We start from the raw sequence: 11865 nt of genomic DNA, 5'->3' as shown, positions 1-11865 counted from the left end.
GGCGGGGCGGCCGAGCCGCGTTCTCAACCCCCGACGCGTTCCGCCACCACGAACTCCGACCCGCACGCCGGGCAGGTCGCTTGGCCGTACAGGTGCAGCAACACGCGTGCCACTTGCTGCTTGCCGTGCGCGGTCGCGAGGTCGTGGGCCCGGCGTTCGGAGCCTTCCAAGCGCTCAGCGTTGGCGGGTCGCGTCATGGTCGACTCGCCGCCCTCCTCGGCACACGTCCCGTCCGCCACGGAGATCGCCAGGTCCACGCCGCACTCGCCGCACTCGACCTCGTACTCCTCCCCCGACACGCCCCACGCCAGGGTGTCCTGCCACGCCGCCGCGCCCTCGAACGCCAGCGTGGCCTCCAGCAGGTACGCGTAGGTGTCGTCGTCAGCCGCGGGCAGCAACTCGTCAGCCCTGCGCGACAACCGTTCCACGGCCTCGCCGAAGCGGACCCGGACCTCCTCGCCGCCGTCCGCGACGATCGCGCCCGCCAGCACGACCGCCTGCGCGGCGTACACCGGCTCGGGCCGCCCGGCCAGGTCCGCCAACCTCGGCAGTGCCGCGCGACTGGCCGGGTACGTGGTGCCCTGGTGGCACAGCGCCGACCACAGGTCGCTCCACCCCGCGTCGTCCGGCTCGGTGGCCAGGCGGTCCAGCAACGCGGGGATGTCCTCGGCCGTGCCGTAGGCGTGGGTCAGTGTCGACCAGTCCGTCATTCGGTGATCACACCAGAAACCAGGTGAGACACCCGAACGGGGCGTTGGCGACATGTTTCGTTGACGAACTCGAAACTTTAGGCGACGCCGCCGGTCGATCAACGAAAGGGGTGCCCTGGTGATCACCAGCTCGGGTCGGTCCAAGGCCCGGTCCACGCTCGCCCTGCCGGCGGCGGCCGTCCTCGCGCTCGCCGGCGCGCTCACCGCGGTCGCGACCACCGGAAACGCGACCAACGTCGCCGTCGAGGACGACGGCGCGGACTGCCCGGACCGACGTCTCGTTCAACGGGTCGCTGGGCGCGGGCCGGTCCACGGAGTTCGGCTTCCAGGGCACCGGCACCGGCACGGGGCTCGCGCCCACGTGCGCCGTGCGGTAGCGCGTGGGGCGGATGCCCGCGCGGTGACGTAGGTTGGACGGGTGCCGGACCAGTCGCCGAACGGGCGTCACGGCGGCCCCAAGGCCGTGACCAGGGCACTTCTGGTCTTCGTAGCCGTCGGGGCCGTCCTCGCCGCCCTCCTGACCCGCGGCGGCGCGGAGGACGTCGTGCCGGGCCGACCGCAAGCGGCGCCCGTGACCACCACCACAACGACCACCAGGACCACGACGACCACCACGCCGCCGCCCGACCCGTGCACGGTGAAAGCGGCCTCGCTCACCCCGCGCCTGCGGCTGGCCCAGCTGCTGATGGTGGGCGTGGACCCGCGCGGCAGCGAGGACGCGCTGAACGTGGTCCGGTCCGAGCAGGTCGGGGCGATCTTCATCGGCGGCGACGCCACCGGCCTGCTCACCGGCGGGCTGGACGTGGTCCGGTCCGCCGCCGCGCTGCCGCTGGTGGTCGCCGTGGACGACGAGGGCGGCCGGGTCCAGCGGGTGGAGATGCTGGACGGGGACATGCCCAGCGCGCGGCGCATGGCGCAGGCCATGTCCCCCGACCAGGTGCGGGCGCTGGCGCGGGACCGGTCGGCGGCGCTGCGCAACCGGGGCGTGACGATGGACCTCGCGCCCGTGCTCGACATCAGCGACCAGCCGGACAACACCGTCATCGGCGACCGGTCGTTCAGCCCCGACCCGGCCACCGCCGCGACCTACGCCCAGGCCTTTGCCGAGGGCTTGAGGGACGCGGGCACCACCCCGGTCCTCAAGCACTTCCCCGGCCACGGCAACACCAGCGGCGACTCCCACCAGGGCGCGGTCACCGCCCCGCCGCTGGACGCCCTGCGCCAGGCCGACCTGCTGCCCTACCGCGACATCGCGCGATACGGCCCGGTCGTGGTGATGCTCGGCCACATCGACGTGCCCGGCCTGACCGGCGGGCTCCCGGCGACGTTGAGCCCGGAGGCCTACGCGCTGCTGCGCGGCGAGTACCGGTTCAGCGGTCCGGCGATGACCGACGACCTGGGCGCGATGCGCGCCGTCACCGACCGCGTCGACCTGCCCGAGGCCGTGCGGCAGGCGTTGGCGGCGGGCGCGGACATCGCGCTGTGGTCCACCGGCGGTCGCACCGGCGAGGTCCTGGACCACCTGGAAGCGTCCGTGGCGGCGGGCACCCTGCCGGCCGCGCGCGTGGACGAGGCCGTGAAACGCGTGCTGGCGATGAAAGGCACGTGCTGACTTTTTCGGTGCCCGATGCAGCGAACGGGGTCCCTGGGGCGTTTCCGGGGTATGGAGTTCGCCCAGTACGTGGCCAGCCAGTCGACGCCGCTGATGCGGTTCGCCACGGCCCTGACCGGCCGGTCCCGGCTCGCCGAGGACCTGGTGCGCGACGCGCTGTGCCGGGCCTACGTCCGGTGGGACCGGATCGCCGCCGCGCCGCACGCCCGCGTCCGCGGCCTGGTCGTGGCGGAGTATCTGTCGTGGCGGCGGCTGTTCGCGACCCGGACCGGCCCGGACGTCGTGCACCGCCTGGCCGTGCTGCCGCGCAAGCAGCGGGCGGCGGTGGTGCTGCGGTACTACGCCGGCCTGCCCGACGACGAGATCGCCGCGCACCTGGGGTGGCGGGAGTCCAGTGTGAACAGCCGGATCGCACGGGCGCTGGCGGCGCTGCCCACCCAGCGCTAGCTCGGCCCGGCGACAGCCCCGGCGAGGGGTGGTTCGGCGGCGGCCCGACTCAGCGGCGGCCCGGGTCAGCAGCGGCCCGGGTCAGCAGCGGTCCGGCTCAGCGGTGGTTCTGCGGGCCGGCGCTGTCGAGGCCGGCTTCGGAGGCCGCCTTCAGCACCTCGACATCGCCGGGGTTGTTGTGGATGTCCACGTAGGTGGCGACCGTGTTGACGACGTACCGGTGGCTCGGCCCCGTCCACCCGTACAGCCTGCCCTCCTCGGAGGTGTCGCACGGCTCGGACCCGCGGCCCTCCTGCGGGCAGATGTACCCGAGGTCGCCCGCGTGGAAGTCGTCCATCGCCGTGTAGACGTTGTCGGCGGTCGCCTTGTCCTTGAACGCGAACACCTTGATGCTGACCAGCAGCAGGCCGTCGTCGCTGACGTACGCGCCGGTCGTCGCGCCCAGGCAGTCGTGCTCGTCCAGGACGCGGCGGGCCTGGTCGGTCTGCGCCGGGGCGTAGCAGGTGACGTTGTCCGAGCCCGCCTCGAAGGTGAACGTGCGGCCGTCGGCGGTGAAGCTGTTGGCCAGCAGGGCGTTCGTGGTCTGCGGGGTGTCGTCGGTGCCCTGCTCGTCCAGGCTGCGCGGGTCGAAGCCCTGGGTCGTGGTGGTCGTCGGCGGGTCGTAGGTCGTGGTCGGCCGGTCGTCGGTGGTCGTCGTGTCCGTGGTGGGGAGCGCGCGGACCGTGGGTGACGTGCCGCCGGCGAGGGAGCCGAGGATCTCGCTCGGGCCGATGACGACGACGGTCGCGACGGTGGCGAGGGCCAGCGCCGACCCGACCGCGGCGGCGATGATCGACCCCTTGTTGCCGCCCCGCGGCGGGGGCAGCACGGCGGTGGGCACGCGTGGCTGGACCGCCGTGGACCGGTAGGCGGACGGGTCGAACGCGACCAGGGCGGTGACCAGGTCGTCGGGCAGCCACGAGTCCGTCGTGAGCTGGACGGTCCGCCCGTGCGTCCGGGCGCGGGCGAACTCGATGACCTCGGCCAGTTCCGGCCGGTCGTCGGGGTCCTTGGCCAGGCAGCGCTCCACGACGGGCCGCAGGTCGGGCGGGCAGTCGGCGAGGTCCGGCGGCTCGTTGAGGATGCGGTAGAACAACGCGTCCGGGTTGCCCTCGCCGAACGCCGTGTGCCCGGTGGCGGCGAAGACGGCGAGCTGGCCGAGCGCGAACACGTCCGTGGCGCGGGTCGCGGGCCTGCCCCGGACCTGCTCCGGGGCCATCAGCGCCGGGGTGCCGATCTGGACGCCGGTGCGGGTCAGCGAGGTCGCGGCGGCGGCGTGGGCGATGCCGAAGTCGATCACCCGGGGGCCGTCGTCGGCGAGCAGCACGTTGGCCGGGGTGAGGTCGCGGTGCACCAGCCCGCACGCGTGGATCGCCGACAGCCCTTCGGCGGCCCCCGCGAGCAGCCGGAACACGGTGGGCAGCGGCAGGGGTCCGTGGTCGGCGACGGCCTGGCGCACCGAGGGACCGGACACGTAGGAGGTGGCCAGCCACGGCACCGGGGCTTCGGTGTCGGCGTCCACGACGGTCGCGGTGTAGAGCCCTTGGACGCGGCGCGCGATGTCCACCTCCTGCCGGAACCGGCGGCGGAACTCCTCGTCCTCGGCGTGCTCGGCCCGCACGACCTTGATCGCCAGCGCCCGTCCGCCGGGCGTGAACGCCAGGTACACGCGTCCCATGCCGCCCACCCCGATGCGGGCGCGCAGCTCGTACCCGCCGACCGAGGTGGGGTCGTCGCCCGTGAGCGGCGCGAATCCGGCGGCCATCGTCGTTCCCCCTAGTCCCGTTCCCGCCCGGGAGGTTAGTGATCACTCGTGCCCTGTCGACATATGGTGTCCTTTTGCGGCCACGGATGCAGCAAGATCGATCCATGCGCCAAGAGGACATCTGGAACGCCGACGCCGCCGCGAGCTACGACACGCCGGGCACCGGCATGTTCGCCCCCGAGGTGCTGGGGCCGGCCGTGGACCGGCTGGCCGGGTTGGCCGGTGGTGGCCGGGTGCTGGAGTTCGCCGTGGGGACCGGTCGGGTGGCGATCCCGTTGGCCGAGCGCGGCGTGCCGGTGACCGGGCTGGAGCTGTCACCCGACATGGTCGCCCGGTTGCGCGAGAAGGCCTCCGCCGAGACGCTCCCGGTCGTGCTCGGCGACATGGCCACCACCGTGGTCCCGGGCGAGTTCACGTTGGTGTACCTGGTCTACAACACGATCTCCAACCTCCAGACCCAGGACGAGCAGGTCGAGTGCTTCCGCAACGCCGCCCGCCACCTGGCGCCGGGCGGCCGGTTCGTGGTCGAGCTGTGGGTGCCGGAGCTGCGGGCCCTGCCGCCGGGCCGGGAGGCGACGGTGTGGCGCACCGAGCCGGGCTACATCGGCCTGGACACCTACGACGTGCTGAACCAACACGTGGTCTCGCACCACTTCCGGTTCGGTGACGACCGCAACGCCACCCTGGCCCGGAGCCCGCACCGCTACATCTGGCCGGCGGAACTGGACCTGATGGCCCGCCTGGCCGGTTTCACGCTGGAGAGCAGGCACGCGGACTGGACCGGTGCCCCGTTCACCGCCGACTCCCGCTCCCACGTCTCGACCTACCGGCTCGGCGGCGGGTGATCGTGATCAGGGCATCGCGGTGAGGATCATGCCGTTCCACCAGTAGCCGAGGCCGTCGAGCGCGTCCGGGGTGGTGGCGGTCGAGGAGCGCAGGACACCGGTGGTGGTCGTGCGCGTGTCCACCCACCAGACCTGGCCGACGCCGTCGGCCACGAAGCAGGTGGTGAACTCGCCGGGCAGCGGGCCGCTGGTGTCGCGGTAGTAGAGCGCGTAGTGCGCCGGGCGGGTCTCCGGACGGCACCCGCCGGACTCGTCCTCGCGCCCGACGCCGTGCGCGCCGACGAGGGCGAGGAAGTGCGCGTCCTGGGCGGCCCGGTCGGTGAAGAGGTGGAAGGTCGCCGAGTCCGGGGGCGGGAAGCGGAAGTGGCGGGAGTTCGCGCCGGAACAGGTGACCGTGGCGGTGATCCCCTGGCCGGACGGCGGCGCGGGCACGCAGGAGGGGTTGCCGCGGAACGTTTCGGGCAGGGAGGCCAGCAGCTTCGAGGTCTGCGCATCGGTGGTCGGGGTGGTGGTGCTCGTCGCAGACGCCGAACCGGAAGCCGCCGTGGTGGTGGCAGTGGTAGCGGCGGCGGTGGTAGTGGCCGCCGTGCTGGTGTTCGCCCCGGCAACCCGCTCGCCCTTCCCCCAATCCACCGCCCACGCCAGGACCACCGCGACCAACGCCAACGCCACGACACCCGCGACCACGGGCCCGACCAGCCCCGGCCGCGCCCCGGAATTGTCGGTACCCGGTGGGACAATGGAAGCGGGGGCCGGAGGCCGCGGCGAAGTCGGCGACGGCGAGAGCGGCGGACGCTGCGAAAGCGGCGAGGACGGCGAGAGCGGCGGTCGCGGCGGGAGCGGCGAGGACTGGCTGGGCGACGCGGACCGGCCGAGGGCAGCGGGCTGACCGGGCGCGAGCCCGCCCGACGCAGGCTGACTCGGGGCTGGCGCGGGCTGGCTGGATGTGAAAGGGCCCGGGGTGGCCGCAGACCCAGCTGGCGTGGCCGGAGACCCGGCTGGCGCGGCGGTCAGGGCGGCGGCTGCCGCGGTCGCGAAGGCGCCGGCCGAAGGGTGGCGGTCGGCCGGGTCCTTGGCCATGCTGCGCCGGATCACCTCGTCCAGCGCCCGCGGCACCGCCGGGTTCACCACCGACGCCCCCACCGGCACCTGCTGCATGTGCGCCCAGATCAACGCCGCCGCGCTGTCCGCCTCGAACGGCCGCACCCCGGTCACACACGCGTACAACACGCACGCCAACGCGTAGACGTCCACCCGCCCGTCCACCGGACCGTCGCCGAACCGCTCCGGCGCCATGTAGTCCAGCGTCCCCAGCACCGCGCCCGACGCGGTCAGGTCAGTCCCCGCCGGCAGGACGCTCCGCGCGATGCCGAAGTCCACCAGGTAGACGAAGTCCTCCGGCGTGACGAGCACGTTGGACGGCTTCACGTCCCGGTGCACCAGACCGTCCGCGTGCGCCGCATCGAGAGCGCCGGCCACCTGGCCCACCAGCCGCACCGCACGCGCCGGGTCCAGCGGCCCCTCGGCCGCCAGCACCTCCGCCAGGTCACGACCCTCGACCAGGCGCATGTCCAGGTACAGCCGGCCGTCGATCTCGCCGAACGCGTGGATCGGGATGACGTGCGGCTCGCGCAGCCTGGCCGCGATGCGCGCCTCCCGGCGGAACCGGGCGCGGAAGTCCGCGTCGTCGTTGTGCACGGGCGCGAGCCGCTTCAGCGCCACCACGCGGTCGTGCGCGGTGTCGTGCGCGCGGTGCACCTCGCCCATGCCGCCGCGGCCCAGCAGTTCCCCGACGCGGTAAGGCCCGAACTCCTCCACACCTGGACCGACGCGCGCCGGCCCCGCCGGGTTCCTACCCGAGGCCGGTCCGGCACTCCACCCGCCGCATCGACGCCACGGCGGTCTCCGGGGTGGCGAACACGCTCACCACGACGAGCATGTCCGTCACCTCCAACGGCCGCAGCACGGGCCGGTTGTCGGCCACGACGGCGAAGCCCACCCCGTGGGTCCGAGCCTCCTCGACCGCGCCGAGCAGCAACGAAATCCCGTGGGAGCCGAAGAAGGTCACCTGGCGCAAGTCGAGCACGACGCCCCGTGGTCGGGCGGTGATGCACGCGCGGACCTCGTCGTCGGCCCGGGAGCACATGTCCAGCTCACCGGCCAGGCGCACGACGACAACGCCGTCGACTTCCGAGGTCCCAATGCTCAAATACGAATTGTTGTCCTGCACCGCTACACGCCTCCTGGCGTCGATGAGCGCTGGTGCAGGCTGTCTGCTCAACCCTCGGCCGGCCACTGCCAGGGCCGGCTTGCCCCACTTACCCCACCCAAGCTACCCGCGGCCGACCGCGAACACCATGCCGTCGCGGTGATCAGGCCGTGGTCGGCGTCGCCAATGCGGCCTCGGCGGCTTCCTCGACGTCCGCGCGCAGCACGAGCAGGTCGATGACGCCGGTCTCGGTGAGCGGGCGCAGGACGGCCCGTCGCTCGGTCGCGACGGCGAACCCGATCTTGCGCGCCTCGGCGCGGTGCCGGACCTCGATGAGCAGGGACAGGCCGATGGACCCGAAGACGGTCACCCCGTCGAGGTCGAGGACCAGGGCCCGCGGGTCGGCGGCGAGCGCCTCCACGATCGCGGCCCGCAGGTCGTCGCAGGTCTCCATGTCGACTTCGCCGGTGACGTGGACGACGAGTGCGCCGCGACGCCATTCCGTCGTGGTGCCGACCTCGGCAGCGGTCTCGACCTGATCGCTCATAGTCACGCAATCATGCCACGGTGGTGCGCCGGTTCCGATGGGTGATCCACTGGCGATCGAGCTTGACCGGTGCCGAACCCGGATTGTGACCGACGTCACGATTTCGGCTCTCCGACCCGGGGTACCCCTGGCATTCACGTACAGCCTCGTCCCCATCACCACCGTAGGACCCTGCATGATCGACGACCCAGGCCACGACGACCCGGGCCCCGACCGCGCCACCGCGGCGGCGCTGTCGGACGCCGATGCCCTGGACCCGGACGAGCCGGCGACACCGTCGCGGTTCCGCCGCCTGACCGTCCGGATCGAGGACTTCCAACGCCGCCTGGCCGAACACCGCACGCGGCTCGAACCCGACGAGCGGAAGCGGTGACCGCGCCCGCTCCGGCGACCCGGCTGAGACCCTGACCCGGCTCGCGACCCGGCTGAGACCCTGACCAGCCGCCGGCCCGGCGCCCTGACCGGCGGTGACGGTGCGTGCTCCCGGTATCCCCCTGTTGGTGACCTCACAAGCCGTGTAGGACGCGTGCCACGGGGTAGCCGCCGAGCGGACCGAGGGAGGGCAAGTGGACTCGAAGAACCCCGCCGAGATCGTCAAGAACGCCGTGGAGAAGGCCGTGGAGAAGGTGACCGACCTGGTCACCCCGGACGTGCCGGGCGCGCCCGGGAGCGAACCGCCGAGCCTGGAGGAGCCCACCGAACCCCGGGGGCCGCTCCCGCCCAAGGCCGACCAGGACGCGCCCGAGACCGTCACCCCCACCGGGGCCGAGACCGGCGCGCCCAAGACGGCCAACAGCCAGCAGGGCGCGTTCCTGACCACCGCGCAGGGCCTGCGGCTGTACGACACCGACCACTCGCTCAAGGCCGGGCCGCGCGGCCCGACGCTGCTGCAGGACCACCACCTGCGCGAGAAGATCATGCACTTCGACCACGAACGCATCCCCGAGCGGGTGGTGCACGCGCGCGGCGCCGGGGCGCACGGCGTGTTCGTGGGGTACGGCTCCGCCGCGAGCGTCTGCAAGGCCGGGTTCCTGCGCGAGGGCGTGAGCACGCCGGTGTTCGTGCGGTTCTCCACCGTCGTCGGCTCGCGCGGCTCGGCGGACACCGTGCGCGACACCCGCGGGTTCGCCACCAAGTTCTACACCGACGAGGGCACGTTCGACCTGGTCGGCAACAACATCCCGGTGTTCTTCATCCAGGACGGCATCAAGTTCCCGGACATCATCCACGCCGCCAAGCCGCACCCGGACCGCGAGATCCCGCAGGCGCAGAGCGCGCACGACACGTTCTGGGACTTCGTCTCCCTGCACACCGAGGCCACCCACCACGTCATGTGGCACATGTCCGACCGGGCCGTGCCGCGGTCCTACCGGACCATGGAGGGCTTCGGAGTCCACACGTTCCGGCTGGTCAACGACGCCGGTGAGACGTCGCTGGTGAAGTTCCACTGGAAGCCCAAGCAGGGCGTGCACTCGCTGCTGTGGGAAGAGGCGCAGCTGATCAACGGCATCGACCCGGACTTCCACCGCCGCGACCTGTACGACGCGATCGAGTCCGGCGCGTTCCCGCAGTGGGAGCTGGGCATCCAGGTCTTCCCGGACACGCCGGACCAGACGTTCGAGGGCATCGACCTGCTCGACTCGACCAAGATCGTGCCCGAGGAACTCGCGCCGGTGCAGCCGATCGGCCTGCTGACCCTCAACCGCAACCCCACGAACTTCTTCGCCGAGTCCGAGCAGGTCGCCTTCCACGTGGGCCACCTGGTGCCGGGGATCGACGTGACCGACGACCCGCTGCTGCACGCCCGGCTGTTCTCCTACCTGGACACGCAGCTGACCCGGCTGGGCGGGCCGAACTTCCACCAGATCCCGATCAACCGGCCGCACGCGCCGGTCAACGACATGCTGCGCGACGGCTTCCACCAGGACGCGGTGCACGGCGGCGTCGCGCCCTACCGGCCCAACTCGCTCGACGGCGGGTGCCCGTTCCACGCCGGGGCGGCCGACGGCGCGTTCGTCGAGGTGCCGCAGCGGGTCGCGGAGTCGGTGAAGGTCCGCGAGTCGCCGGCGTCGTTCGACGACCACTTCACCCAGCCCAGGCTGTTCTTCCAGAGCCTGAGCCCGGTGGAGCAGGAGCACGTGATCCGGGCGTTCACGTTCGAGCTGGGCAAGTGCTACGAGCAGGCGATCAAGGAGCGCGAGCTGCGGGTGCTGGCGCAGGTGGACGCGCGGCTGTGCGCGGAGGTCGCCGCCGGCCTGGGCCTGCCGGTGCCGGAGGTGGCCGCCGAGCTGCCCGCGGTGACGCCGAGCCCGGCGTTGTCGCAGCTCACGGGCACCTGGCCGGTGGCGGGCCGGATCGTGGGCATCGTCGTGGACGCCGACGACCCGGACGGCCTGGACGGCGTCCGCACGGCCCGCCTGGCCCTGCAGGCCGCCGGCACGGTCCCGCTGATCATCGCCGCGCGGGGCGGGGACCTGGCCCACGGCCTGGTCGCCCAGCGCACGTTCCTCACGGCCCGCTCGGTCGAGTTCGACGCCCTCCTGCTGGCCGCCGCTCCCCCGCCCGCGCCCGACGCGCTGCCGGTGCGCGACGCGAAGGCCGGCGCGCCGGCGTCCACCCTGGACCCGCGGGTGGCGTTGCTGGTGGAGGAGACCTACCGGCACGCGAAGGCGATCGGCGCGTGGGGCGCCGGCACGTCGGTGGTCGACCCCGGGCCCGGCGTGGTGACCGGCGACCCGACCGACGTGGTCCGCGACGTCCTCGCGCTACTCGGCCGGCACCGGGTGTGGGACCGCCTGGCCGCCTGACCCGGCTCCCCCGCCACGCGGCCCCGGAACCGCGTGGCGGGGCGCCAGGTTGTCCGCCAGGAGCGCCTGCGAGTCGGCGACCCCGAGGGAGTCGGCCGGCAGCCGCCCGTCGTCGGCGCGCAGGCGGGCGAGGGCGTCCTCGATCGCGGTCTGGGCGGCGAACAGGCAGGGCGTGCTGTAGATCGCCACGGCCACGCCGAGCCCGCCCAGCTCGGTCAACGACAACGACGGCGACTTCCCGCCCGCGATCTGGTTGAACACCACCGGGACCGGCCGCGCCGCACCGACCACCCTCCCGAGCACGTCCACCGAGGGCACTCCGTCGACCAGCACGGCGTCCGCCCCGGTCCGCGCGAAAGCGCCCGCGCGCTCCAGCATCCCGTCCTCGTCGGTGGCGTCGGTGCGGGCGACCACGACCAGGTCGGACCGGGTGTCCAGCACGGCGTCGAGCTTGTCGAGGTAGTCGCGCAGCGGGAGCACCCGCTTGCCGGCCACGTGCCCGCACCGCCGGGGCCGGCTCTGGTCCTCCAGCACCACCCCGGACGCCCCGACGTGCTCCAGCGCCCGGACGACGTGCCGGGCCACCTCGACGTCGACGTACCCGTCGTCGATGTCGACCAGCAGGTGGTGCGCGGGGAAGGCCAGGCGCAGCCGGCGCACGAAGTCCACCACGTCGGGCCAGGCGATGAACCCGATGTCGGGCAACCCGTAGTGCGAGGCGGCGAACCCCAACCCGGAGACGAACAGCGCGTCGTGGTGCCGCGCGGCGACGGAGGCGGACAGCATGTCGAACACCCCGATGACCGGCGTGGCGCCGTCCCCGGCCACCACCTCGCGGAACGCTTGGCCGTAACGCACACGCCGAACCTGCCGGCCGTCGTCAC

The 11865-nt window shown here is 73.3% G+C and carries 11 protein-coding genes and 1 pseudogene; 6 read left to right on the top strand and 6 right to left on the bottom strand.

Features of this window, described 5'->3' with window-relative positions:
• Positions 1 to 23: 23 nt before the first annotated feature.
• Positions 24 to 710: a hypothetical protein gene (locus ABD126_RS09455; RefSeq protein ID WP_343933331.1), complete on the bottom strand. Its 687-nt coding sequence runs from the start codon at positions 708 to 710 to the stop codon at positions 24 to 26.
• Between the two features lie 260 nt (positions 711 to 970).
• Here ABD126_RS09455 and ABD126_RS09450 point away from each other — a divergent pair.
• The 3 genes and pseudogenes from ABD126_RS09450 to ABD126_RS09440 all read left to right on the top strand — a co-directional run.
• A pseudogene (locus tag ABD126_RS09450) lies at positions 971 to 1087 on the top strand (cellulose binding domain-containing protein); the annotation flags it as partial.
• Between the two features lie 41 nt (positions 1088 to 1128).
• Positions 1129 to 2322, top strand: a complete 1194-nt coding sequence (locus ABD126_RS09445) for a glycoside hydrolase family 3 N-terminal domain-containing protein (protein ID WP_343933330.1) — start codon at positions 1129 to 1131, stop codon at positions 2320 to 2322.
• Positions 2323 to 2373: 51 nt separating this feature from the next.
• On the top strand, positions 2374 to 2769 hold the full coding sequence (locus ABD126_RS09440) for a sigma factor-like helix-turn-helix DNA-binding protein (RefSeq protein ID WP_343933329.1): 396 nt from the start codon (positions 2374 to 2376) through the stop codon (positions 2767 to 2769).
• Positions 2770 to 2866: 97 nt separating this feature from the next.
• On the opposite strand, the gene ABD126_RS09435 is transcribed toward ABD126_RS09440, so the two are convergent.
• The gene (locus ABD126_RS09435; RefSeq protein ID WP_343933328.1) at positions 2867 to 4573 is read right to left on the bottom strand and encodes a serine/threonine-protein kinase; all 1707 of its coding nucleotides are present in this window, start codon (positions 4571 to 4573) and stop codon (positions 2867 to 2869) included.
• Positions 4574 to 4677: 104 nt separating this feature from the next.
• Between ABD126_RS09435 and ABD126_RS09430 the strand changes: the two genes are divergently transcribed.
• A complete protein-coding gene (locus ABD126_RS09430) occupies positions 4678 to 5418 on the top strand; it encodes a class I SAM-dependent methyltransferase (protein WP_343933327.1) in 741 nt (246 codons plus the stop codon).
• 6 nt (positions 5419 to 5424) lie between these two features.
• Here ABD126_RS09430 and ABD126_RS09425 read toward each other — a convergent pair whose 3' ends face one another.
• From ABD126_RS09425 to ABD126_RS09415, 3 genes are all read right to left on the bottom strand, one after another.
• Complete coding sequence (locus tag ABD126_RS09425) at positions 5425 to 7236, bottom strand: serine/threonine-protein kinase (RefSeq protein ID WP_343933326.1); 1812 nt, start codon at positions 7234 to 7236, stop codon at positions 5425 to 5427.
• A 34-nt stretch (positions 7237 to 7270) separates the two neighbouring features.
• Positions 7271 to 7627: an STAS domain-containing protein gene (locus tag ABD126_RS09420; RefSeq protein ID WP_343933325.1), complete on the bottom strand. Its 357-nt coding sequence runs from the start codon at positions 7625 to 7627 to the stop codon at positions 7271 to 7273.
• Positions 7628 to 7790: 163 nt separating this feature from the next.
• On the bottom strand, positions 7791 to 8174 hold the full coding sequence (locus ABD126_RS09415; RefSeq protein WP_343933324.1) for an STAS domain-containing protein: 384 nt from the start codon (positions 8172 to 8174) through the stop codon (positions 7791 to 7793).
• 175 nt (positions 8175 to 8349) lie between these two features.
• On the opposite strand from ABD126_RS09415, the gene ABD126_RS09410 reads away from it, so the two are divergent.
• A complete protein-coding gene (locus tag ABD126_RS09410; protein ID WP_343933323.1) occupies positions 8350 to 8547 on the top strand; it encodes a hypothetical protein in 198 nt (65 codons plus the stop codon).
• Between the two features lie 193 nt (positions 8548 to 8740).
• Entirely contained in the window at positions 8741 to 10981 is a 2241-nt protein-coding gene (locus ABD126_RS09405; protein ID WP_343933322.1) for a catalase, read from the top strand.
• On the opposite strand, the gene ABD126_RS09400 is transcribed toward ABD126_RS09405, so the two are convergent.
• On the bottom strand, positions 10940 to 11839 hold the full coding sequence (locus ABD126_RS09400) for an isocitrate lyase/PEP mutase family protein (protein WP_343933321.1): 900 nt from the start codon (positions 11837 to 11839) through the stop codon (positions 10940 to 10942). The two genes, ABD126_RS09405 and ABD126_RS09400, sit on opposite strands and share 42 nt — an antisense overlap.
• Positions 11840 to 11865: the final 26 nt, after the last annotated feature.

The sequence above is a fragment of the Saccharothrix mutabilis subsp. mutabilis genome (assembly GCF_039521145.1).
Taxonomy (GTDB): Bacteria; Actinomycetota; Actinomycetes; order Mycobacteriales; family Pseudonocardiaceae; genus Actinosynnema; species Actinosynnema mutabilis.
The sequence above is the reverse complement of the archived record's forward strand: the minus strand, read 5'-3'. Positions and strand labels throughout refer to the sequence as shown.

Excerpts from the sequence above, each read along its gene's own strand:
- ABD126_RS09455 (WP_343933331.1), bottom strand. The coding sequence starts at position 710 with ATGACGGACTGGTCGACACTGACCCACGCCTACGGCACGGCCGAGGAC.
- ABD126_RS09440 (WP_343933329.1), top strand. The coding sequence starts at position 2,374 with ATGGAGTTCGCCCAGTACGTGGCCAGCCAGTCGACGCCGCTGATGCGG.
- ABD126_RS09435 (WP_343933328.1), bottom strand. The coding sequence starts at position 4,573 with ATGGCCGCCGGATTCGCGCCGCTCACGGGCGACGACCCCACCTCGGTC.
- ABD126_RS09430 (WP_343933327.1), top strand. The coding sequence starts at position 4,678 with ATGCGCCAAGAGGACATCTGGAACGCCGACGCCGCCGCGAGCTACGAC.
- ABD126_RS09415 (WP_343933324.1), bottom strand. The coding sequence starts at position 8,174 with ATGAGCGATCAGGTCGAGACCGCTGCCGAGGTCGGCACCACGACGGAA.
- ABD126_RS09410 (WP_343933323.1), top strand. The coding sequence starts at position 8,350 with ATGATCGACGACCCAGGCCACGACGACCCGGGCCCCGACCGCGCCACC.